Genomic DNA, 21,674 nt, shown 5'->3' on the forward strand with positions numbered 1-21,674 from the left:
GCCATGCGGCTGTACAGCTTCTATCGTTCCTCCGCCGCCTACCGGGTGCGGCTGGCCCTCGCCCTGAAGGGGATCGAGCATGAGATCGTGCCCATCCATCTGCGCCGCCGCGACCAGGAGCAGCCGGCCTACCGCGCCCTGAACCCGCAAGGGTTGGTGCCGGCGCTGGAGGTGGATGGACGGGTGATCGGCCAGTCGCTGGCGATCCTGGAATATCTGGAGGAGCGGTTCCCCGGGACCCCGCTCCTCCCCGCCGATCTGATGGATCGGGCGTGGGTCCGCTCCCTGGCCCAGGCCATGGCGGTGGACATCCATCCGCTGAACAATCTGCGGGTCATGCGCTATCTGCTGCGGGTGCTGAAGCTCGAGGATGCCGCGAAGGACGCCTGGGTGGCGCACTGGTCGGCTGCCGGGCTCGCCACGGTGGAGCGGATGCTGACGGAGGATTCCCGGACGGGCCGCTTCTGCCACGGCGACACGCCGACCCTGGCGGATGTCTGCCTGCTGCCGCAGGTCCGCCACGCCCAATGGGCCGGGCTGGACGTTTCCCCCTACCCGACTGCGGTGCGCATCGCGGACGAACTCGCCCGGCTGGACCGTGTCGCCGCCGCCCATCCGGCGGCGCAGCCGGATGCCGATCCCGAGGACATCTCCTGCCGCTGAGCGGCAGGCCCTGAACCCGGCGCGGCGGTTCGGGATCAGCGGTTCAGGGCCTGCATCTGCGGGGCCGCGTAGCGGGTGCCGGCGGCGGCGCCCGGCGGCAGCACCCGGTCGATCCTTGCCAAGTCGTCCGGCGCCAGGGTGACGTTCAGCGCCGCCAGATTCTGCTCCAGGTACTTGCGCCGCTTGGTGCCCGGGATGGGCACGATGTCCTCGCCCTGCGCCAGAACCCAGGCCAGCGCCAGTTGCGCCGCGGTACAGCCCTTCTCTTCCGCCATCGCCTCGATCTGGCCGACCAGATCGAGGTTGCGCTGGAAGTTTTCCCCCTGGAAGCGCGGATTGTTGCGGCGGTAGTCGCCTTCCGGGATATCCTCCTCCCGCTTGAACTGGCCGGTGAGGAAGCCGCGGCCGAGCGGGCTGTAGGGCACGAAGCCGATGCCGAGTTCCCGCACGGTCGGCAGGATTTCCGCCTCGGGATCACGGCTCCACAGCGAATATTCGGATTGCAGGGCGGTGATCGGATGGGTGGCGTGGGCGCGGCGTATGGTCTGGGCCGCCGCCTCGCTGAGACCGAGGTAGCGTACCTTTCCCTGCCGAACCAGCTCGGCCATGGCACCCACCGTTTCCTCGATGGGCACGGTCGGGTCCACACGGTGCTGGTAGTACAGGTCGATCACCTCCAGACCGAGCCGCTTCAGGCTGGCCTCGCAGGCGGAGCGGACATAGTCGGGCCGGCCACTGACGCCGTGGAAGCTTCCATCGGCCCCGCGGACATTCCCGAACTTCGTGGCCAGGAATACCCGGTCGCGGCGGTCGCGGATGGCGCGGCCCACCAGCTCCTCATTCCGACCGACGCCGTACATGTCGGCGGTGTCGATCAGGGTGACGCCGAGGTCCAGGGCACGGTGGATGGTGGCGATGGATTCCGCCTCATCCCCCTGGCCGTAGAATTCCGACATGCCCATGCAGCCGAGGCCGAGCGCCCCGACCTCGGGGCCGTTCTTTCCGAGCCTGCGCATCTTCATCGCTGAATGTCCTGTTCCGGGCGGTTCCGCCATCAACCGGGCGCTTGGCGGGCTGTTCCGCCGTCGCATGCATGGGAGGGTGGCAGCAACCGGCCCGTTCCCACTGTTGATCCGGGCGGCGAACTGGCGCACTCCGGTTCGTTCCGACCGCCCGCCCTGGAGAACAGCGCCCGATGATCCTGCCCGGTCCACGGGATTTCGTCTTTTCCGCCAAGACCTTCGCGGCCGCGATGCTGGCGGTGTTCATCGCCTTCGCCATCGGGCTGCCGCATCCTGCCTGGGCGATGCTGACGGTCTATATCGTGGCCAGCCCCTTCGCCGGCATGGTGCAGTCCAAGGCCCTGTACCGCACTGCCGGCTCCATCATTGGGGCGAGCGCGGCCGTGGTCGGCGTGACGCTCTTCATCGACATGCAGGAGCTGCTCTGCCTGTTCCTGGCCTGCTGGGTGGGTTTGTGCATCTACATGGCGCTGCTGGTGCGGCCGCCGCGCAACTATGCCTATCTGCTGGCCGGCTACACCGCGGCCCTGGTGGGGTTTCCCAGCGTGGACCAGCCGCAGGCGATATTCGACACGGCGGTGACGCGGGTCGAGGAAATCGTGCTGGGCCTGATCTGCCTGAGCTTGGTGAACCGGCTGGTTTTCCCGCAGCGGGTGGGGCCCGTGCTGCGGCGGCGGATCGACGATTATCTGGAGGCGGCCCGGCTCTGGACCCGCGACGTGCTGACCGGCCATGGCGAGGATGCGACCGGCAAGGTGGACCGGCATCGCTTCGTGCTCGATGCGGCATCGCTGGACGCGCTTCGCGTCCACGCCGCCTACGACACGCCGGAACTGCGCGCGGCGGAGGGGCATGTGCGGCGGTTGCAGCAGCGCTTGCAGGCCCTGTTCTCCGTCCTGGTCGCCATCGAGGACCGGATCACAACCCTCAGGCGGCTGCCGGGCGTCGCCGATGGCTTGGAGCCGCTGCTGCTGATGCTGGCCCGGCGTTTCGAGGAGGCGGGAGCTGGGACGGATGATCGTGCCCTGCTGGCCGAGATTGATCGCCTCCAGCCAACCGCGACAGCGATCCGCGCGGACAGGAACGCGCTGCTGCTGGCCACGCTCCTGGCGCGGCTGCGCGATCTTTTGAGCCTGTGGGCGGAATGCCGGGAACTGCGGGCCGCCATCGCGGAGGGCCGACCGGCCAGCGGTCGGGCACCGGCGGTGGAGTTGCACAAAGACCATCTGACGGCGGCCCTGGCCGGCCTGTCGGCGGCGGCCGGCATCCTGACATGCACCAGCTTCTGGATCGCGTCCGACTGGCCCTATGGCGGGATCGCCACCATGATGGTGGCGGTGGCGTGCAGCCTGTTCGCCGCACTCGACAATCCAGCCGCGGTCGCCCGCGGCTTCATGCGGATGTCGGCCGTCGCGATCCTCGTCGGGGCGGTCTATGTGTTCGGCATCTTCCCGCGGATTGACAGCTTCGTGCTGCTAGCCATTGTTCTCGCACCATTTTTTATGGCGGCAGGGGCGGCCCTGGCCATTCCGCCGCTGATCGGCACCGCCCTGCCGCTGCTGGTCACGACGGTCGCGGTGATGGAATTGCAGAATGAACGGGTGATCGACTTCGCGGCCTTCACGAATGCCGGCATCGCGCAGCTCGTGGGCATCGGCCTTGGCGTCGCGGTCCAGTCGCTTTCGCGGCCGATGGGACCGCCCTGGGCGATCCGCCGGCTGAAGGTCGCGGTGAACCGTGATCTTGCCCGGCTCGCGGCCGGCAACAGCGGCATGGACCGCATCCGGTTCGAGAACCGCATGTTCGACCGCCTGCACGGGCTGGCCCTGCGGCTCGCCGGCGACAGGCCCGACCGCGGCGCGATCCTGAACGATGCGCTGATGACCCTGCGCATCGGGCTGAACCTGATTGCACTTCGACAGGTGCTCCGCCACATGCCGGAGCAGGCGGTGCAGGCGCTCACAACAGCGCTGGAGGCGCTGGAGCGGAGCTTCCGTGCCCAGGCGGACGATAGGGTCACTGAAAACCCGCTGCCTGTGCTGGATCGCGCCCTGGCGGAGGTATCGGCCCTTCCACCCTCGCCCGATACCGACCAGGCGCTGCTCTCCCTCGCCGGTATCCGCCATGCGCTGTCGCTTCATGGCAGGATCGGCGGCCAAGCAGCTGAACCAAATGCCATCGCATTGGCGGGAGCAGGCGGATGACGGGTGAATATGATCTCGCCGGCGTATTGGTCGCCCCGATGCTGGTCTGGGCGCTTCTGGCATTCGTGATCTGTCTCGGCATCTACCGGGTGCTGGGTGCGGTCGGCGCCTACCGGTTCGTCTGGCACCGCAGCCTGTTCAACACCGCCCTCTATGTCCTTGTCCTCGGGACCATCGCCGCCGCCGTCTCCTGATCCCAAGGCTGAAGCATGAAAGCTATCCAGTTGATCGTCCGTGTCCTGATCACGGCCGCAATCGTCGCCCTGGCCCTGGTGGTCGGCTGGTACCTCTGGGACTATTACATGAATGAGCCCTGGACCCGTGACGGGCGGGTGCGGGCGGAAGTCGTCGAGATCGCGCCGGACGTGTCGGGCACGGTAACTGGAGTGCATGTCGCCGACAATCAGGCGGTCCGTGCCGGCGAGCCGCTGTTCACCATCGACGCCAGCCGGTTCCGCCTGGCTGTCGATCAGGCGGAGGCGCTGGTGCAGAGCCGGCTCGCCGCCCTCCAACTCGCCCGGCGGGAGTCGGAGCGGTCGCACTCCCTGAGCAGCAGTGCCGTGAGCGTGGCCCAGCAGGAACGCACGGAGTCCGAACTCCGGATCGCGGCCGCCAGCCACCAGCAGGCCATGGCCGATCTGGAGGTGGCACGGCTGAACCTGGAGCGCACCACGGTGCGCGCACCGGTGGACGGATTCGTCACCAACCTGCAGCTCGACGCCGGCGACTATGCGGCCGCCGGACAGCCCGTTGTCGCGCTGGTGGACCGGAACTCCTTCCATGTCATCGGCTATTTCGAGGAGACGCGGCTCCCCCGCATCCAGGTCGGCGATCCGGTGCAGGTGCAACTCATGAGCGGCGGTCCGGCGCTGGCCGGCCGTGTCGACAGCATTGCCAGCGGCATCTTGGACCGGGAACAGACATCCACCACCGGCCTGCTGGCGAACGTCAATCCGACCTTCAACTGGGTGCGGCTGGCGCAACGCATCCCTGTCCGTGTCACTCTGGACCAGATTCCGGAAGGTGTTCGTCTGGTCAATGGCCTGACCGCCACGGTGCGGATCGAACCGGCGGAGCCCGCGCAAGAGCGTGCCGAATAGACCGGGTCCCAGTCGTTACCAGCTTATATTAGCAGGGACATCGCGGGCGCATCCCTGTTGGACCTCCGTTCCTAGCGGCGGAGTTCCCATGCCAGACGCACCCGACACCTTGGCCGTCAGGCTGACCATCAACGGTCAGCCCAGGGTCCTGAACCTGGCCCCCTGGACCAGCCTTCTGGATGCCCTGCGGCTCCATCTCGACCTCACCGGCACCAAGAAGGGCTGCGACCACGGCCAGTGCGGGGCCTGCACCGTGCTGGCGGATGGCAAGCGGATCAATTCCTGCCTGACGCTCGCGGTGATGCAGGAAGGGAAGGAAATCACCACCATCGAGGGGCTGGCTGCCGGGGATGAGTTGCATCCCATGCAGGAGGCCTTCATCGAACATGACGCCTTCCAGTGCGGCTACTGTACGCCGGGCCAGATCTGCTCGGCCGTCGGCATGCTAAACGAAGGCACGGCCCGCACCGCCGACGATATCCGTGAGCAGATGAGCGGGAATATCTGCCGTTGCGGCGCCTATCCCAACATCGTGGCCGCCATCGAGCAGGTCATGGAGGGCGGGCGATGAGAAGCTTCAGCTACGCCCGTGCCGAGAGCCTGGACAAAGCCGTCGGCGAGATCGCGGCGAACCGCGCCGCCGATCCGGCGACCGCCACCGTGAAGGTGATCGCCGGCGGCACCAACCTGCTGGATTTGATGAAGGCCGACGTGATGCGGCCCACCCGGCTGGTGGACATCACGCATCTGGCCCTGCGCACCATCGAGGATTTGCCGGACGGCGGCCTGCGCCTGGGCTCCCTGGCGACCAACGCCGACACGGCCTGGGATGAGCGGGTGGTGAGCCGTTATCCGGCGCTGCACAAGGCCATCCTGGCCGGTGCCTCCGCCCAGCTCCGCAACATGGCCACCAATGGCGGGAACATGTTGCAGCGGACCCGCTGCTACTATTTCTACGATACCGGAACGCCCTGCAACAAGCGGGAGCCGGGGGCGGGCTGCGGCGCCTTGATCGGGGTGAACCGCATCCATGCCATCCTGGGCGCCAGTGAGCATTGCATCGCCACGCACCCGTCCGACATGGCGGTGGCGCTGGCCGCCCTGGACGCAACGGTGCAGGTCACGGGGCCGAAGGGGGAACGGTCCATTCCCTTTGTCGACTTCCACCGGCTGCCCGGCGATACGCCGCATATCGAGTCCAATCTCGTGGCCGATGAGATCATCACGGCCATCGACCTGCCCCCGAACCGATTTGCCGCCCATTCCACCTATCTGAAGGCGCGGGATCGCGCTTCCTACGCCTTCGCCCTGGTCTCCGCCGCGGTCGCGCTGGACATTGAGGACGGGCAGATCCGGGAGGCGCGGCTGGCGCTGGGCGGGGTGGCCCACAAGCCATGGCGCGACAAGGGGGCGGAGGCCGCGCTTGCCGGAAAGCCCGCTGATAAGAACAGCTTCCGCGCCTTGGCTGATGCAGTGCTGCAGGATGCCAAGGGCTACGAGCACAACCGATTCAAGATCGACCTTGCGCGCAGCGTGATCGTACGCGCCATGGAAGAAGCCGCCGGACTGGAGCCGTCATGATCCCGAAGCCACGCATGCCCGACCTTCTGCATGGCCCCTCCACGCAGATCGGCAAACCCGTCCGCCGGGTGGATGGCCGCCTGAAGGTGACCGGTGCCGCCAAATATGCCGGCGAGTTCAATGTGCCCGGCCTCTTGTACGGCTATATCGTCTCCAGCACCATCGCGAAGGGCCGCATCGCCCGGCTCGACACATCGGAGGCGATGAAGCTGCCGGGCGTAATCCATGTCTTCACCCATGAGAACCGGCCGGATCTGGCTTGGCTGGACCGGAAATGGAAGGACCAGGACTCGCCCAGGGGTTCCCCCTTCCGGCCGCTCTATGACGACCGCATCCTGCATTCGCTTCAGCCCGTGGCGCTGGTGGTGGCGGAAAGCCTTGAGCTCGCCCGCTATGGCGCCCGGCTGGTGGAGGTCGAGTATGAGGCGGAGCCACACCAGACCAGCTTGGTCATGAACCGGGACATCACCTTCGCGCCCGGCAAGGAAAAGGGCGGCTTCGAGCCGCCACCGCCACCACGCGGCGATCCCGACGGGGCGCTGGCCGGGGCGGAGGTGAAGGTGGACGTGGAATTCACACAGGCCCCGGAATTCCATAATCCCATGGAGCTGTTCGCCAGCACCGTGGTCTACCACGATGACGGCACGCTGACGGTCTATGACAAGACCCAGGGCGTCCTGAACACCCAGAGCTATATCACCAAAGTGTTCAACCTGCCGAGTTCCGGCGTGCGCGTCCTCTCGCCCTTCGTCGGCGGGGCGTTCGGGTCCGGCCTGCGGCCGCAGCACCAGCTCTTCATGGCCGTCATGGCGTCCACCGTGCTGAAGCGGTCGGTGCGGGTGGAGATGTCGCGCCCGCAGATGTTCAGCTTCGGCCACCGGCCGGAAACCTGGCAGCGGGTGGCGCTGGGGGCGAAGCGGGACGGCATCCTGACGGCCATGATCCATGAGGCCGTGCAGGAATGCTCCCAGTTCGAGAACTATGTGGAGATCGTCGTCAACTGGTCCGGCCAGCAGTACAAATGCGACAATGTCCGGCTGGACTACAAGCTGTCCCGGCTGGACGTCCATACGCCACTCGACCAGCGCGCCCCCGGAGCTGCCACCGGCGTTCCAGCGCTGGAAATCGCGATGGACGAGCTGGCCTACCAGTTGCGGATGGACCCGGTCGACCTCAGGCTGAAGAACTATGCCGAGATCGATCCGAACACCGGAAAACCATTCTCAAGCAAGGAGTTGCGCGCCTGCTTTGAAAAAGGCGCTGAACGGTTCGGCTGGTACAGGCGGCAACTGGAACCACGCTCCATGCGCGAAGGGCGGGAGCTGATCGGCTGGGGTATGGCGGCCGGGGTATGGGATGCCATGCAGGGGCAAGCCTCCGCCAAGGCGGTGCTGGGCGTGGACGGCAAGCTGGTGGTGTCCAGCGCCACGGCCGACATCGGCACCGGCACCTATACGGTGATGACCCAGATCGCCGCCGACCTGATGGGCCTCCCCATCGAGGATGTGACCTTCGAGCTTGGCGATTCCTCCCTGCCGCAATCCCCCATCGAGGGCGGGTCCTGGACCGTGTCCACGGTCGGGTCTGCGGTGAAGGCAGTGTGCGACATCATCCGCAGCCGGCTCATCGCTCTGGCCGGCAAGATGAACGGCTCATCCCTCGGCGGGGCGTCGGAGGATGAGGTGATGTTCGCCGAGGGCCACATCATCGTGAAGGACGATCCAGGCCGGCGCGTCGCCATCAAGGATGTGATGCGCGCCGCAGAGCTGACAGTGATCGAGGAGAAGGCGCTATCCGTTCCCTATGCCCTTGCCCGTATGAAACACACGCTGGGCACCCACTCCGCAATCTTCGCGGAGGTGCGGGTGGATGAGGAGCTGGGCACGGTGCGGGTCACCCGTGTCGTCAGCGCCGTCGCCGCGGGGCGGATCATCAACCCGAAGACCGCGGGCAGCCAGATCTCCGGCGCCGTCGTCTGGGGGCTGGGCATGGCGCTGGAGGAGGAGGGGCTGACCGACCATGTACTGGGCCGCTACATGAACCACGATCTGGCCGAGTACCATGTGCCGGTGAATGCGGACATCCACGACATCGACGTGATCTTCGTGGAGGAGCATGATGAAGTCGTGAACCCGCTGGGGGCCAAGGGCGTGGGTGAGATCGGCATCGTCGGCGTGCCGGCCGCCATCTCCAACGCCATCTTCCATGCCACCGGGGTACGTGTCCGCGACTTCCCCATCACGGTGGACAAGATCCGGGCCGGCATGCGCCTGCACCTGATGTAGGCACAGGCGGGCCGATGGGCCGAGGCCTAAGTGCCCCGGCCGTTCCGGTGGGCGATCTCCAGATACAGCGCGCTGTGGTCCCGGCCGCCCTCGCCACGGCTGTCGAGATCGCGGAACAGGTCGCGCCCGAGGGCGGAGAAGGGCAATCGCAGGCCGAATTCCTCCGCCACTTGAACAATGGTCGCCATGTCCTTGAGCTGCGTAGATACTTTGCCGCCGGGGACGAAAGTACGATCCAGCATCCGCTGCCCGTGGACCTGGAGGATGCGACTGTCCGCGAAGCCACCCATCAGGGCCTGACGCACCGCCGCGGCATCCGCCCCCGCAGCCTCCGCAAGCAGCACGGCTTCCGCCACCGCACCGATGGTGATGCCGACGATGGCCTGGTTGCAAAGCTTGGCGATCTGGCCGGACCCAGCGGGGCCGACATGCACGGCCTTGCCCAAAGCTGCGAAGACGCCCTCCGCCCTGGCGAAATCCTCCGCCTTGCCACCGGCCATGATGGCCAGGGTGCCGGCCTTGGCGCCGACCTCCCCGCCACTGACCGGCGCGTCCAGATACCCCGCGTGTTGGCCGGCCAGCCGTTCGGCATGCGCCTTGGCCAGAGCCGGCGGGATGCTGGACATGTCGATGACCAAGCAGCCGGGCATCAGGGCCCCGATGACCCCGCTTTCCAGCAGCACTGCATCCACTGTAGGCCCGTCGGCCAGCATGGTGATCAGCACGTCGGCGTCCTGCGCCGCCATGGCCGGGTCGGCGGCAAGACTGGCGCCGCGCTCCACCAGGGGCTGGGCCTTGTCCGCCGTTCGGTTCCAGACGGTAAGCGGGAACCCGGCATCGAGAAGGCGCCCCGCCATGGGGGCGCCCATGATACCCGTGCCCAGGAAGGCGATCCGGGGCCGCGTCACTGGGCCGCCCTCGCCAATTGCGGAGCGAAGCGGCTTTCCATCTCCCGCCTCACCCGCACGGCCTCGCTGTCCAGCACCTCCACATCGCTCCACCGGACGATCTGGCCGGCGGGCACGTCGCGCAGCAGCTTGACCTTGTGGGCAAGCCCGATGGGGAGCGCGCCTTCCTCGGCGCTGCGCTGGGCCGGGATCACTTTGCCCCAGACGGTGTAGCCGCCCTCCCCATCCAGCATCTCGCCAGCCTTCAGCGGCCGCTTGGCGACCGAGGCGACATCGCCCACCCAGGCGCGGGTCTGGCCCGTCGGTTCCCCGCGCAGGGCGGCGGACAGGACGCTGATGCCAAGCTCCAGCCCGATCAGATGATAAGGCTTGTACATAGCGGCGTAGCGGCCGGTGCTGTCCGTCTTCAGCCCATATTGCCGGAAGCAGGCCGTTGCGTAATCGTTGGGCGCCTTCAGCACCACATAGACGCCCCAGCGCAGATCGCGGAAGACCGGCCGGCCGTCCCGCTCCAGGCTGCTGACCACCTCGACCATGCCGTCACGCGGCAGAATGCCCCCAGCCTCACGCGCGCGCAGCACATGGGGCAGGTCGTCGACACCGCAGGGCGGAAAGCTGAGACCGTCGTCCGGCACCGCCAACTCGCAGGCATTGGCGATGGCGGCCATTTCAATCGCCGACTTCGTTCCATCCAGGAAGCTGTTGAACATCTGGGCATTCATGCCACCGCGCCTGGCCTCCTCCGGCGTCAGGCCGTAATGGGACCAGACATCGTCGGGGGTGACGGCATGGTAAATCGGCAGGTACTTGGTGCCCTTGCCGGCCGCCGCCACCTCGAACCCGGTGGCGCGCGCCCAGTCCACCAGTTCCGAGGTGAGGGCCGGCTGGTCGCCATAGGCCATGGAGTAGACAACGCCCTTCGCCCGCGCCTCTTCCGCCAGAAGCGGGCCAGCCAGGACATCCGCCTCCACATTCACCATCACCACATGCTTGCCGGCCTGGATGCAGGCCTGGGCATGGGCGATGCCGGCGGCGGGGTGGCCGGTCGCCTCCACCACCACTTCCACATCAGGGTGTTGGCAGAGGGCCTTGCCATCCTGCAGGAACTCCGTCCGCTCTATGCGGGCGGCGTCCCACCCCACGGTGGCGCAGGCGGAGCGGGCCCGGTCGGGGTCGAGGTCGGCGATGGCGGCGACCTCCAGCCCCGGCGTGGTCGGCACCTGGGACAGGAACATGGAGCCGAACTTGCCGGCCCCGATCAACCCGACACGGACCGGCCTTCCCTTGGCGGCGCGCTCTTGCAAGAGGCGGTATAGGTTCATGCGCTGTCTCTCCCTGTTTTCTTATTGTTATTCGGCGGCTAGGACCGGTTGTTGCCGTGCCAGTTGAAGCAGGGCGTCGTCGCTCGACGGCTCGATCGGCGTGAAGTCGCGGTGCGCGATCCAGTCCGGCCGGGTCGGAGTTCGAATGTAGTTCGAAACGGCGTTGAGCGTCAGATAGACAATGGTGCGGCCATAGGGGGTGATGTTGCCGGCGCTACCATGGACCAGGTTGCCATGGAACATCAGCACGCCGCCCGGCTTGCCGACCGGGGCAACGATCCCGCCCTCCTCCACCAGACGCGTCACCGTGGCCTGATCCAGCGTCCAGAGCGGGTAGGAGGTAGTCTGAAGGTCGTGGCCCGCCGGCAGCACGCCTTCCTTATGGCTCTTCGGAACCAGCATCAGAGGGCCGTTGATCGGCATCACCTCGTCGATGAAGACGGCGATGTTCATGGCCTTCGGCTCCGGCATGCCGTCGTCGCGCGCCCAGGTGCCGTAATCCTGGTGCCATTGCCAGACATCGCCGTTGAAGGCTGCCTTGGCGTTCACCTTGAACTGGTGCATGTACAGCTTCTCGCCGAAAAGCTGCTCCACCGGTTCGATCAGGCGCGGGTGCCGGCCCAGGATGCCGAAGGCGTCATTGTAGGTGTGGGCGGCGAAGGCGGTGCGGGGTGCGCCCGATTTCTCCCGCCAAACCTCCTGCCGGTCGGTGGCGTAGATGGCCTGCGCCTCGCGGCGGAGCAGGGCCACCTCCTCCTCCGAGAAGCATTCGGGCAGGAACAGCCAGCCCTGCTCATCGAAGTCGGCGAGCTGCTGAGGGGAAAGCTTCATGGCGTGAATCCTCCGTCTATCCGGCTCTTGACGGCCGTGATGGGTTGGAGCGGCCGCCTTCTCAAGCAGCGGTCCGCCGGGACAGGCGCAACACGGTTTCGTTCCGTGCACGGTCGGTATGGCGGCGGGCGGCCTCCGCCGCCCTGTCGCCATCCCCCGCCAGGATAGCGAAGAGGATGGCGGCGTGTTCCGCCCAGATAACGGGCCGGCCGGCGGCATCCGCCAGCACCATGCCCATGGACCGTTTCAGGTGCGGCCACTGAGCCGCCACCGTCTCCTCCACGGCGCTGTTGCCGCTGAGACGGTAGATAGCGCTGTGAAAGGCTACGTCCGCCTCAATATAGGACCCGACGCCGGCCTCGGGCCCGAGCTCCTGACCGGCGGCCAGGGCAGTACGGACGGCATCGACCTCCGCCGCCGCGGCGGCCTTGCGCGCCACCCGCTCCGCCGCCAATCGGGCGGCAAGCTGCTCGATCACCGTGCGCACCTGATAGAGGTCGTTGATGCGGGCAGCCTCCACATGGGCCACGATCAGGCCTCGCTTCCCGGACTGTTCCAGCAGGCGCTCCCGCCTCAGCAGTTGCAAAGCATGGCTGATCGGCTGGCGGGAGACGCCCAGCATCTCCGCCAACTCCCCCTGGCGGATGCGGTGCCCCGCCGGCAGGGTGCCATCGACTATGGCCGTCAGGAGCCGCTGATGAACCTGATTGATCAGAATCGGCTGGTTGCCAAGTGGCTCCATCAGCGGCCCTGCCCTGAACATGGAATTCGGAATTCCGAATGCGAAGACAGTGTCACCTTGCCGCGGCTTTGGTCAAGTCTGCCCGGCGTCAGCAGCGGCGGCAATTAAGGGTGAGCTCCGCTCCGATACTGCCCTCTTTTTAGGTGCTGCGCGAACCAGAGCCGGGAAATCAGCGTTGAACGGCGTTGGCGAAGAGGGAGTGCAGGTTGGCTCAGCTTTCCCCATCACTGAAGAAGCATGCCTTGGAGCAGGATCGGCGCGGGCCGGCGAAGGGTTTCAAACCGGGCGTATCCGGGTTCCTTCCAATCGGGTTGAGCCTGGGATTCCTGGCACTCGTCGCAGCTGTCGCAGCAAGCAGCGCTGGCTCGGTGACTGGCAGCTGGCTGATCGTCGGGGCGGCTGTGATCGGCGGCTACATGGCGCTGAACATCGGGGCCAACGATGTTGCTAATAACATGGCCCCGGTGGTTGCCGCGCGTGCGCTGACCATGGGCGGAGCGCTGGCCGTTGCCGCGGTGTTCGAGGCCGCCGGCGCCCTGCTGGCCGGAGCCGACGTGGTGGAGACGGTGAGCCGGGGCATCATCAACCCCGCCGGCATCGCCACGAGCGGCATCTTCGTGGCGGTGATGATGGCAGCCCTGCTCGGGGCGGCACTATGGCTCAACCTTGCGACCTATGTGGGCGCTCCGGTCTCGACCACCCACTCCATCGTCGGGGGCGTACTGGGCGCCGGACTGGCGGCCGCCGGGCTGGAGGTGGTGAACTGGCCGGTGCTGGCCGCCATTGTGGCAAGTTGGGTTGTATCACCGGTGCTGGGCGGCATCCTGGCCGCCTTGCTGCTGGCCGTCCTGAACAGGCTGATCCTGCAGGCGCAGGACCGCATCGCCGCATCCAGGTTTTGGGTGCCGGTCGTGGTCGGAGCCACGGCAGCGACATTCGCCGCCTATCTGATCCAGAAGGGTCTATCGCGGGTATGGAAGCCTGACACGATCCTAATGTTGGCCTTGGTGGCAGGGATCTTCGTGCTGGTCGCCTGGATTGCCCGCATGCTGGTCGACCGTCAGGCGCCGTTGTTGGAGAACAGTAAAAAGGGGGTGGGAACCCTGTTCGCGATTCCGTTGATCGTGTCCGCGGCCATCCTCTCCTTCGCCCATGGCGCAAACGATGTGGCCAATGCCATCGGTCCGCTGGCCGCCATCGTTTCCTCCGTCCAGGGCACGGTGGGTGAGAAGGTCCAGGTACCGGGCTGGATCATGGTCATCGGCGCCCTGGGCCTGTCGGCGGGCCTTGCCCTGTTCGGCCCGCGGCTGATCCACATGGTGGGGCAGCAGATCACACGACTGACGCCGGTGCGGGCCTTCTGCGTGGCTGTGGCCGCCGCGGCTACGGTGCTTGCCGCCTCGGCTCTAGGGCTCCCCGTCAGCTCCACCCACATCGCCGTCGGGGCGATCTTCGGGGTAGGGCTGGCGCGGGAATATTACGGCAGTCGTGGCGGGCACCTGAAGCGCGCCCGTCGGGAACGGGAGGCATCGCTGTCGACATCGGTCGCCCAGATTTCCGCCCTTCCCGCCGCCCCGGGGAAGGAGAAGCGGCGCCGGCGGAAACTGGTCCGCCGACGCCATCTGCTCACCATTGTCACGGCATGGCTGGTTACGGTGCCGCTGACGGCGCTGCTGAGCGCCGTGCTATTCCATGTGACGCGACTGCTGACCGGCCCTGTTTCTTGAAGCCGGTCAGGCGGCGGTGGCGACGGGATTGGCCGTGGCAGCCTGGGCCTTGCGGCGCAGGTAGGTATGAATGTGTTCCGCCACGTCGCGGCCGTCGCGGATTCCCCAGACCACCAGACTGGCCCCCCGCACGATGTCTCCAGCCGCGAAGACGCCGTCCAGGCTGGTCATCATGGTGCGGAAATCGATGGATACGGTGCCCCATCGGGTGACCTTCAGATTGGCGTCCCCGAACAGAATCGGCAGATCCTCCGGCTCGAAGCCCAGAGCTTTGATGACCAGATCGGCCGGGAGGGTGAATTCCGATCCCGGCACCGGTTGCGGGGTCTGCCGGCCGGCGGCATCGACGACGCCGAGATGGATGCGGGACGCCAGCATGCCCTGCACCCGGCTGTCGCCGTGGAAGGCCTCAGGCGCGGTTTGCCAGACCAGCTCCACGCCTTCCTCCTCCGCATGGGACACCTCGCGCTGGGAGCCCGGCATGTTTCTGCGGTCACGGCGGTAGACGCATTTCACCGATTTGGCGCCCTGACGGATCGCTGTGCGGACGCAGTCCATGGCCGTGTCGCCGCCGCCGATCACCACCACATCCTTGCCGGCTGCCTTCAGGCGACCGCTCTCATAATCCACCACCGTGTCGCCCAACCCAACCCGGTTATTGGCGATCAGGTAGTCCAGAGCCGGCACGATCCCGTCCAGCGTGCTGCCCGGCGCGCGAATGTCGCGCGCTTTGTAGACGCCGGTGGCGATCAACACCGCATCATGCCGCTGCCTCAGTTCCGCGAGGGTAATATTGCGTCCGACATCGGTGCCGGGGTGAAAGCGTACCCCCTGCTCCTCCAGCCACGCGATCCGGCGGAGTACGATGAACTTCTCCAGCTTGAAGCTGGGGATACCGTAGATCATCAGCCCGCCCATGCGGTCGTGCCGGTCATAGACATCAACGCTGTAGCCCTTGGCCCGCAGCATCTCCGCCGCCGCCAGCCCGGCCGGGCCGGCGCCGATGATTCCGACCGACTGGTCGCGCTCTCGCAAAGGCAGGCGCGGCTTCACCCACCCCTTCTCGAAGGCCGTGTCGGTGATGTAGCGCTCAATGGTGCCGATGGTCACGGTGCCGTGGCGGGACTGCTCAATCGTGCAGTTGCCCTCACACAGCCGGTCCTGCGGGCAGATGCGGCCGCAGATTTCCGGAAATGTATTGGTCGCGGAGGCGATCTCATAGGCCTCCTCCAGCCGCCCCTCCGCCGTGAAGCGCAGCCAGTCGGGAATGTTGTTGTGCAGCGGGCAGTGCACCTGACAGAAGGGCACTCCGCATTGGGAGCAGCGTCCGGCCTGTTCACCAGCTCGGTCCTGGTGAAAGCCGGGATAGATTTCGTTGAAGTCGTGCCGACGCTCTTCGGCCGACCGCTTGTCGGGCATCCTCATCTCGGTATGGACGAAACCGAGCATTCTGTGCGCCATCAGCCGCTCCTCTTCTGCGCTCGCGTGCTGGAGACCCGCTTAAGATTCGCCCCTACGGGTGGGATCGGTCACCAGATGGGACGTGGTGCTGGCCGGCGGGTGCGGCACGGCGTTATCCCGGCCCCGGTTCACATCGGCGCTCTCCGGAGCGATATCGGCGACGGCGTCATGGTCGAGGCGCTTTGCCTCTTCAATCAGTTCCCGGCCCTGGGGATCGCCCTGCTTGAGCTTGCGGGCGCCCTCCTCGGCCATTTCTCTCGCTTGGTCGATATTGTCTTCGGCCATTGCAGGATCCTCCACCCGTCAAACCAGCAGCAACAGGCTCTGGCCGGGGTTGTTCCCCCTGCTTGGGCCAGGGATGGTGCAGCGCACGCGACACCGGCCGATGTTGTTGGTTTCCGTACACGGCTGTAAGCGCCGATTTTTCCGGAATGGAAGCTTCCAGGCCTTTTGTACTTCGCAGGATCGAACAGCAGGACGGATCGAGAGATGAAGATCGAGCTGAACGGTAAGACCGCCATCATCACCGGCTCCACCGCGGGCATCGGCTATGCGATTGCAAAGGGCTTGGCCGGGGCCGGAGCATCAGTAGTCCTGAACGGACGCAGGCAGGACACGGTGGATGAGGCGGTCGGCCGACTGACGAGCGAAGTGGCGGACGTGGAAGCGCGCGGCATTGCCGCCGACCTCGGCACGGCGGAGGGCTGCAACGCCCTTGTCTCCGCCGTTCCGGACGCGGACATCCTGGTCAACAATGTCGGAATCTTCGGCCCACAGGATTTCTTCGACACGCCCGATGAGGTGTGGGAGCGGTTCCTGGCAGTGAACGTGCTGTCCGGCGTGCGGCTTTCACGGGCCTATCTGCCCGGAATGGTGAAGCGGGGTTGGGGCCGGGTGCTGTTCCTGTCGTCGGAATCGGCGCTGAACATCCCGGCCGACATGATCCATTACGGGGTCACCAAGACCGCGGACTTGTCATTGGCGCGCGGTCTTGCCAAGCGGATGGCGGGCACTGGCGTCACGGTGAACGCCATTCTGCCCGGCCCGACCCTGTCCGACGGTCTGGAGGCCATGCTGAAGGAGGAGCAGGAAAAATCCGGAAAGCCGATTGAGCAGGTAGCCGCCGACTTTGTGATGGCCAACCGCCCCAGCTCCATTATCCGCCGCGCGGCGACAGTAGAGGAAGTGGCGAACCTCGCCGTCTATGTGGCTTCCCCCCTCTCCTCTGCCACGACGGGCGCTGCCTTGCGCGTGGATGGCGGAGTGGTGGAGACGCTCGCTTAGCCGGTCGGTACCGCTGCACTGGCCGCAAGGGAGCATTGCTGCATCTGCAAAGACCGCGATGCAACATTACGGCGCCTTTCTGAAAGCCGCAGGATTCCAAGGTTCTCCGAGGTTTGGGTGGGATTTCCTTGCTGGATCGTCATTTCAGAAACCGAATGGTTCGAGAAAAAAGGGCTTCCCATGCTGCGGTGCAATACGTAATGTCTGTCTCGCGGCGTTCGCGCCGCACGCCTTCTTGGGCGTTTCCTCCCTAAACTCAGGCCGCCGTTACTGGCGGCCTTTTTTCTTTTCAGGGTTCTGGCAGGCAGCGAACTCAGCCCGGATCGGCCCTTCCCTTCATCCCGGCCAGTTCGGCCCGGATGAACTCGCGGAAGACGCGCACACGGGCCGGCATCTCCCGGCCGCCCAGACTGATGGCGTGCAGCTTCGCCTCCAGCCATGTCCAGCCAGGCAGAACCTGGACCAGACTCCCAGATGCGACCGAGGCCGCCGCAACGACGTCCGGCACCGGGCCGATTCCTCCGCCAGCGGCGACGATCCGCAGAACGCTGGAAAAGTCGGTCGTGCGGATCACCGGACGGGCCAGCACCTGCTCCATCCGCCCTTTCCGGTCGCTGAGGCCGATCTGCATCGCACCTACGGCGCCATGGGCCAGGACGAGATCATGGCCGGAGAGGTCGGCCGGCATCTGCGGTTCCCCCCGCGCGGCGAGATAGACGGGAGAGGCATAGAGGCTGGCGCAGAAGGTGGCGAGTTCGGACGCGCGGTAGCCCATGTCGGGCAAGGCGGTGGAGGAGGCGCGCAAGGCCAAGTCGATTCGGTTCGCCGCGAGGTCAAGCGGGGAGTCGGTCAGCAGCAACTCCACCATGATCTGCGGATGCAGTGCGCGGAAGCGGACCACGAGTTCTGACAGCACCTCAAGCCCGATATCCAGCGAGGCCGTCACGCGAAGATGACCGGATGGTACGGAGCGGGAGGATCGCGCCCCCTCCGCCGCGTCGTCCAGCAGCCGGAGGCCATCGCGGGCCTTGATGTAGAAGGCCGCACCCTCCTCGGTGGGAGTCACGGCCCGCGGCGTGCGTGCCAGCAGCCCGACGCCGAGATGCCGCTCCAGCCGCGATACTCGCCGGCTAACCCCGCCCTTGGTTTCCCCCAGTAGCCGTGCCGCTGCCGACACAGTGCCGAACTCCACGACAGCGCAGAAGGCGCGTATATCGTCCAATGACCCGCCGATGGTTTCCGCTTCGTCAACCATGTGTTCCAAACCAGCCGTCTCCCGCGCTCCCGGAAACCATAGCACATTCAGGCCCAGACAACGGCGCGATCCGCAGCGCCCATTTAAAATGGAGACCTGACATGACCGCTTCCACCATCTTCCAATCCGCTCCCACCGGCCTGACCGCAATCGCTGACAAGGCGGCCCCGCTGGCCTACCCCCTGGTGCGCGCCACCGCCGGACTGCTGCTGATCCCGCACGGGGCGCAGAAGCTGTTCGGCTGGTTCGGCGGCTACGGGCTGAGCGCGACGGGTGAGTTCTTCGCGACCCAACTCGGGATGCAGCCGGGATGGCTGTTCGCACTCGGCGCCGGCATGGTGGAGTTCTTCGGCGGTCTGGCTCTGGTCCTCGGCCTTCTGACCCGGCCTGCGGCACTGGCCATTGCCGTCCTGATGGCGGTGGCTGTCTTCTCCGTCCACTTGCCCAACGGCTTTTTCTGGACCGATGGCGGTTACGAGTATCCTCTGATGTGGGGCCTGATCGCGATTGCCATCTTCCTGCAGGGCGGCGGCCGCTACTCCCTGGACCGCCGGTTGGGCCTGCCGGTCTGAAGTGAGTATAAGGGGCGCGGCCGGTCCGGCGGACCGCTGCGTCCCGATGATTTCCTGCCGTTCATGAGGGACTTCAAGATGACGGACAAGCTGCCCACCCTCTTCGTGCCGCATGGCGGCGGTCCCTGCTTCTTCATGGAGTGGAACCCGCCGGATGCCTGGAACCGCATGGGCGACTGGCTGCGCGGCGTATCCGGCCTGATAGGCGCGCGGCCCAAGGCGGTGCTGGTCGTCTCCGGCCATTGGGAGGAGCCGTCCTTCACCGTGAATGCCCAGGCCGCCCCGCCCCTGCTCTACGACTATAACGGCTTTCCGGAACACACCTACCGCCTGACCTACCCGGCTCCTGGCTCCCCGGCCCTGGCGGCCCAGGTGCGGGAACTGCTGTCCAAGGCAGGGTCTCCTACGGCGGAGGATCACCGGCGCGGGCTGGATCATGGGGTGTTCATCCCCTTCAAGCTGATCTACCCGGATGCCGACATCCCGGTGGTGCAGCTCTCCCTCCGCACTGGGCTGGACCCGGCGGAGCATATCGCCATGGGCCGGGCCTTGGAGCCGTTGCGCGAGCAGGGCGTGCTGATCGTCGGCTCCGGCATGAGCTTCCATAATATGCGGCGCTTCCGCTGGGACGGCTCCTCGCTGGACCCGGACTCGGTGCGCTTCGATTCCTGGCTGGCCGAAACGGTGGAGGCGGAACCGGCGGAACGTGAGCGGCGGCTGACCGCCTGGGCGGACGCGCCGAGCGGCCGCGTTTCCCACCCGCGTGAGGAGCATCTGCTGCCGCTGCATGTGGTGGCTGGCGCGGCGGGCGGCGATCTCGGGCACCGGGTGTTCGAGGACCGCGTGCTGGGCAGCGCCCAGTCCGCCTTCCTGTTCGGCAAGGCGGCATGACCCGGACCTAGAGCTGGGCGGCCTCTGCGAAGGCGCCGCTCTGCAGTTCCCACAACTTGGCGAAGGCGCTGCCCTTGCGGCGCAGCAGGTCGACGGGCCGGCCCTGTTCCACCAGCCGGCCGCCGCGCATCAGCACCACATGGTCGGCATCGCGGATGGTGCTGAGACGGTGCGCGATGACGATGATGGTGATTGTCCCGGCAAGCGCGCCGAGCGCATCCTGGATCAGGCTTTCCGAAAGACTGTCCAGGGCGCTCGTCGCCTCGTCCAGGATCAGGATATCCGGCCTGCACAGCAGCGCCCGAGCCAAGCCGATACGCTGGCGCTGCCCGGCGGAAAGTTGCAGGCCGCGGTCCCCGACCGGCGTGTCGAGGCCCTGGGGCAGCCTCTCGATGAACTCCGCCGCATGGGCCTTGCGGGCGGCTTCCATCACCTCTTCTCGCCGGGCGTCCGGGCGTCCATAGGCGATGGCGTCGAAGATGGTGTCACCCAGCAGATCGGCGTCCTGGCCTGCGAAGGCCAGCCGCGCCCGCCACCCCTGCAACTCCAGCTCCCGCAACGGCACGCCATCCACCCGGATGTCGCCCCTGTCGGGATCGTAAAGCCGGCAGAGCAGGTTCAACAGCGTGCTCTTCCCCGCCCCGGACTCGCCCACCAGGGCGGTAACCCTGTTCCGGGCGATCTCGAAGCTCACATCCGTGATCGCCGCGCGCCTGCCCTCGCCGTAGGAGAAGCAGACATTGTCGAAGACGATGCTTTCCCGCATGCCGCTGTACGGAATTGGGCCGGAGACAATGTAGGGTTTCTCGTCGCGGCGGAGCAGGCCCACGATCTGCTGCACCGCCGGCAACAGGGCAGCGATTTCCACCCTTATATGGTCCAGTCGTCTGGCATGGGGCTGCAGCCGGTAGAGAAGAACCAGAAAGGCGATCAGGGTCGGGAAGGCAACGCTGGCGGACCAGGCGAACAGAAGGATACCCAGGAACAGCGGCCCGTACAGCATCTCCGTCGCCGGCTGGATCATGGCTCCCGCCAGTTCCACCTTGAGGCTGGCCGCCCGGTCCCGCTCCGCCGCCTCGGCGAAGCGGCGATGCTCCCGATCCTGCTGACTGAATAGGCGGATGACCCGCATGGCGCCCAGCGCCTCAATAGTGCGCTTGGACAGCGCGGCGGAGCTTTCAACCGTCTCCGCTCCCAGCCGACCGACACGCCGCGCCACCACGCGAACCAGCAGCGTAATGGCGATGCCGCCCAGCGCTGCCGCCAAGGTCAGACCGGGAGAGATCAGGAGAAGCAGCCCCCCGAACACGGCGACGGCACAGATACTGATCATGGCGCGCGACAGCAGCAGGATAAACTCCCCTACCAGCCAGGTTTCCCCGCGCACCATGTCGAAAAGGCGTCCCTGGTCCCGACTGGCGAAGAAGGCGTAGCCGACATCCATGAGTTGGCGGAAAAGGGCCAGCCGCAGGCGATGAATCATGTGCCCGCTGAACCAGATCGACAGCGCTTCGTACCCGTACTGGACCAGGGATTTCAGCACGATCAGTCCCATGATCGTGCCGGCCAGCAAGGCGATGCGCCCCTCCTGTCCCAGCCCGGCCCCGAACCAGTCGAACAACGCGGTGAAGACGCCCGCCTCCTGCCCCGTCTCGAACAACGATGCGAAGAGCGGGATCATCATGCCGATTCCCAACCCTTCGGTCAGCGCAGTGAGCAGGCCCAGCACCACCAGGACTGGAAGTGCCCAACGGCGTCCCTCCGTATGGAGATAGACGGTGTGGATCAGTTGAGGGTCCATTGCCGCCGGGGATTGGTCCTGCACG

Annotated in this window: 20 protein-coding genes; 11 read left to right on the forward strand and 9 right to left on the reverse strand. The window is 66.6% G+C overall.

Features of this window, described 5'->3' with window-relative positions:
* Positions 1 to 3: 3 nt before the first annotated feature.
* Entirely contained in the window at positions 4 to 663 is a 660-nt protein-coding gene (maiA, locus tag DOL89_RS19735) for a maleylacetoacetate isomerase (RefSeq protein WP_119681063.1), read from the forward strand.
* 35 nt (positions 664 to 698) lie between these two features.
* On the opposite strand, the gene DOL89_RS19740 is transcribed toward maiA, so the two are convergent.
* A complete protein-coding gene (locus DOL89_RS19740) occupies positions 699 to 1,685 on the reverse strand; it encodes an aldo/keto reductase (protein WP_119681064.1) in 987 nt (328 codons plus the stop codon).
* Between the two features lie 173 nt (positions 1,686 to 1,858).
* On the opposite strand from DOL89_RS19740, the gene DOL89_RS19745 reads away from it, so the two are divergent.
* From DOL89_RS19745 to DOL89_RS19770, 6 genes are all read left to right on the forward strand, one after another.
* Positions 1,859 to 3,889: an FUSC family protein gene (locus tag DOL89_RS19745; protein WP_119681065.1), complete on the forward strand. Its 2,031-nt coding sequence runs from the start codon at positions 1,859 to 1,861 to the stop codon at positions 3,887 to 3,889.
* Complete coding sequence (locus DOL89_RS19750; RefSeq protein ID WP_119681066.1) at positions 3,886 to 4,083, forward strand: DUF1656 domain-containing protein; 198 nt, start codon at positions 3,886 to 3,888, stop codon at positions 4,081 to 4,083. The genes DOL89_RS19745 and DOL89_RS19750 overlap by 4 nt, the downstream gene beginning before the upstream one ends.
* Positions 4,084 to 4,098: 15 nt before the next feature.
* Positions 4,099 to 4,989: an efflux RND transporter periplasmic adaptor subunit gene (locus tag DOL89_RS19755; protein ID WP_119681067.1), complete on the forward strand. Its 891-nt coding sequence runs from the start codon at positions 4,099 to 4,101 to the stop codon at positions 4,987 to 4,989.
* Positions 4,990 to 5,077: 88 nt separating this feature from the next.
* Complete coding sequence (locus tag DOL89_RS19760; protein ID WP_119681068.1) at positions 5,078 to 5,560, forward strand: (2Fe-2S)-binding protein; 483 nt, start codon at positions 5,078 to 5,080, stop codon at positions 5,558 to 5,560.
* Positions 5,557 to 6,570 carry an FAD binding domain-containing protein gene (locus DOL89_RS19765; RefSeq protein ID WP_119681069.1) on the forward strand — a complete coding sequence of 338 codons (1,014 nt, stop codon included), beginning with the start codon at positions 5,557 to 5,559 and terminating at the stop codon, positions 6,568 to 6,570. Before DOL89_RS19760 ends, DOL89_RS19765 begins: the two co-directional genes overlap by 4 nt.
* The gene (locus tag DOL89_RS19770; protein WP_119681070.1) at positions 6,567 to 8,855 is read left to right on the forward strand and encodes a xanthine dehydrogenase family protein molybdopterin-binding subunit; all 2,289 of its coding nucleotides are present in this window, start codon (positions 6,567 to 6,569) and stop codon (positions 8,853 to 8,855) included. The genes DOL89_RS19765 and DOL89_RS19770 overlap by 4 nt, the downstream gene beginning before the upstream one ends.
* 26 nt (positions 8,856 to 8,881) lie before the next feature.
* Here DOL89_RS19770 and DOL89_RS19775 read toward each other — a convergent pair whose 3' ends face one another.
* The 4 genes from DOL89_RS19775 to DOL89_RS19790 form a co-directional block, all read right to left on the reverse strand.
* Positions 8,882 to 9,763 (reverse strand): NAD(P)-dependent oxidoreductase, encoded by an 882-nt coding sequence (locus tag DOL89_RS19775; RefSeq protein WP_318658542.1) that lies wholly within the window; start codon positions 9,761 to 9,763, stop codon positions 8,882 to 8,884.
* Positions 9,760 to 11,085: an NAD(P)H-dependent oxidoreductase gene (locus DOL89_RS19780; protein WP_119681072.1), complete on the reverse strand. Its 1,326-nt coding sequence runs from the start codon at positions 11,083 to 11,085 to the stop codon at positions 9,760 to 9,762. The genes DOL89_RS19775 and DOL89_RS19780 overlap by 4 nt, the downstream gene beginning before the upstream one ends.
* A gap of 27 nt (positions 11,086 to 11,112) precedes the next feature.
* Complete coding sequence (locus DOL89_RS19785) at positions 11,113 to 11,916, reverse strand: phytanoyl-CoA dioxygenase family protein (protein ID WP_119681073.1); 804 nt, start codon at positions 11,914 to 11,916, stop codon at positions 11,113 to 11,115.
* Positions 11,917 to 11,977: 61 nt separating this feature from the next.
* Complete coding sequence (locus DOL89_RS19790) at positions 11,978 to 12,658, reverse strand: GntR family transcriptional regulator (RefSeq protein ID WP_162937704.1); 681 nt, start codon at positions 12,656 to 12,658, stop codon at positions 11,978 to 11,980.
* Positions 12,659 to 12,900: 242 nt separating this feature from the next.
* Here DOL89_RS19790 and DOL89_RS19795 point away from each other — a divergent pair, with 242 nt between their 5' ends.
* A complete protein-coding gene (locus DOL89_RS19795) occupies positions 12,901 to 14,385 on the forward strand; it encodes an inorganic phosphate transporter (protein ID WP_404813515.1) in 1,485 nt (494 codons plus the stop codon).
* A 6-nt stretch (positions 14,386 to 14,391) separates the two neighbouring features.
* Here DOL89_RS19795 and DOL89_RS19800 read toward each other — a convergent pair whose 3' ends face one another.
* Entirely contained in the window at positions 14,392 to 15,846 is a 1,455-nt protein-coding gene (locus DOL89_RS19800) for an NAD(P)-dependent oxidoreductase (RefSeq protein ID WP_119681075.1), read from the reverse strand.
* 39 nt (positions 15,847 to 15,885) lie between these two features.
* Positions 15,886 to 16,131: a hypothetical protein gene (locus DOL89_RS19805; protein ID WP_119681076.1), complete on the reverse strand. Its 246-nt coding sequence runs from the start codon at positions 16,129 to 16,131 to the stop codon at positions 15,886 to 15,888.
* A 204-nt stretch (positions 16,132 to 16,335) separates the two neighbouring features.
* Between DOL89_RS19805 and DOL89_RS19810 the strand changes: the two genes are divergently transcribed.
* Positions 16,336 to 17,130, forward strand: a complete 795-nt coding sequence (locus DOL89_RS19810) for an SDR family NAD(P)-dependent oxidoreductase (protein ID WP_119681077.1) — start codon at positions 16,336 to 16,338, stop codon at positions 17,128 to 17,130.
* Positions 17,131 to 17,443: 313 nt separating this feature from the next.
* On the opposite strand, the gene DOL89_RS19815 is transcribed toward DOL89_RS19810, so the two are convergent.
* Positions 17,444 to 18,385, reverse strand: coding sequence for a LysR family transcriptional regulator (locus DOL89_RS19815; protein ID WP_119681078.1), 942 nt, complete (start codon positions 18,383 to 18,385; stop codon positions 17,444 to 17,446).
* Positions 18,386 to 18,486: 101 nt separating this feature from the next.
* Here DOL89_RS19815 and DOL89_RS19820 point away from each other — a divergent pair, with 101 nt between their 5' ends.
* Both DOL89_RS19820 and DOL89_RS19825 read left to right on the forward strand, forming a co-directional pair.
* Positions 18,487 to 18,957, forward strand: a complete 471-nt coding sequence (locus tag DOL89_RS19820; protein ID WP_119681079.1) for a DoxX family protein — start codon at positions 18,487 to 18,489, stop codon at positions 18,955 to 18,957.
* A 78-nt stretch (positions 18,958 to 19,035) separates the two neighbouring features.
* Positions 19,036 to 19,848, forward strand: coding sequence for a DODA-type extradiol aromatic ring-opening family dioxygenase (locus DOL89_RS19825; RefSeq protein ID WP_162937705.1), 813 nt, complete (start codon positions 19,036 to 19,038; stop codon positions 19,846 to 19,848).
* 7 nt (positions 19,849 to 19,855) lie between these two features.
* Here the strand turns inward: DOL89_RS19825 and DOL89_RS19830 are convergent, their stop codons facing one another.
* On the reverse strand, positions 19,856 to 21,673 hold the full coding sequence (locus tag DOL89_RS19830) for an ABC transporter ATP-binding protein (RefSeq protein ID WP_162937706.1): 1,818 nt from the start codon (positions 21,671 to 21,673) through the stop codon (positions 19,856 to 19,858).
* Position 21,674 lies beyond the last annotated feature (1 nt).

The sequence above is a fragment of the Indioceanicola profundi genome (assembly GCF_003568845.1).
GTDB classification, from domain to species: Bacteria; Pseudomonadota; Alphaproteobacteria; order Azospirillales; family Azospirillaceae; genus Indioceanicola; species Indioceanicola profundi.

Bases quoted from the DNA above. Each gene is read 5' to 3' on its own strand.
- DOL89_RS19790 (WP_162937704.1), bottom strand. From the start codon at position 12,658: ATGGAGCCACTTGGCAACCAGCCGATTCTGATCAATCAGGTTCATCAG.
- DOL89_RS19780 (WP_119681072.1), bottom strand. From the start codon at position 11,085: ATGAACCTATACCGCCTCTTGCAAGAGCGCGCCGCCAAGGGAAGGCCG.
- DOL89_RS19765 (WP_119681069.1), top strand. From the start codon at position 5,557: ATGAGAAGCTTCAGCTACGCCCGTGCCGAGAGCCTGGACAAAGCCGTC.
- DOL89_RS19815 (WP_119681078.1), bottom strand. From the start codon at position 18,385: ATGGTTGACGAAGCGGAAACCATCGGCGGGTCATTGGACGATATACGC.
- DOL89_RS19800 (WP_119681075.1), bottom strand. From the start codon at position 15,846: ATGGCGCACAGAATGCTCGGTTTCGTCCATACCGAGATGAGGATGCCC.
- DOL89_RS19740 (WP_119681064.1), bottom strand. From the start codon at position 1,685: ATGAAGATGCGCAGGCTCGGAAAGAACGGCCCCGAGGTCGGGGCGCTC.
- DOL89_RS19755 (WP_119681067.1), top strand. From the start codon at position 4,099: ATGAAAGCTATCCAGTTGATCGTCCGTGTCCTGATCACGGCCGCAATC.
- DOL89_RS19820 (WP_119681079.1), top strand. From the start codon at position 18,487: ATGACCGCTTCCACCATCTTCCAATCCGCTCCCACCGGCCTGACCGCA.
- DOL89_RS19805 (WP_119681076.1), bottom strand. From the start codon at position 16,131: ATGGCCGAAGACAATATCGACCAAGCGAGAGAAATGGCCGAGGAGGGC.
- DOL89_RS19810 (WP_119681077.1), top strand. From the start codon at position 16,336: ATGAAGATCGAGCTGAACGGTAAGACCGCCATCATCACCGGCTCCACC.
- DOL89_RS19825 (WP_162937705.1), top strand. From the start codon at position 19,036: ATGACGGACAAGCTGCCCACCCTCTTCGTGCCGCATGGCGGCGGTCCC.
- maiA (WP_119681063.1), top strand. From the start codon at position 4: ATGCGGCTGTACAGCTTCTATCGTTCCTCCGCCGCCTACCGGGTGCGG.
- DOL89_RS19785 (WP_119681073.1), bottom strand. From the start codon at position 11,916: ATGAAGCTTTCCCCTCAGCAGCTCGCCGACTTCGATGAGCAGGGCTGG.
- DOL89_RS19760 (WP_119681068.1), top strand. From the start codon at position 5,078: ATGCCAGACGCACCCGACACCTTGGCCGTCAGGCTGACCATCAACGGT.
- DOL89_RS19770 (WP_119681070.1), top strand. From the start codon at position 6,567: ATGATCCCGAAGCCACGCATGCCCGACCTTCTGCATGGCCCCTCCACG.
- DOL89_RS19750 (WP_119681066.1), top strand. From the start codon at position 3,886: ATGACGGGTGAATATGATCTCGCCGGCGTATTGGTCGCCCCGATGCTG.
- DOL89_RS19745 (WP_119681065.1), top strand. From the start codon at position 1,859: ATGATCCTGCCCGGTCCACGGGATTTCGTCTTTTCCGCCAAGACCTTC.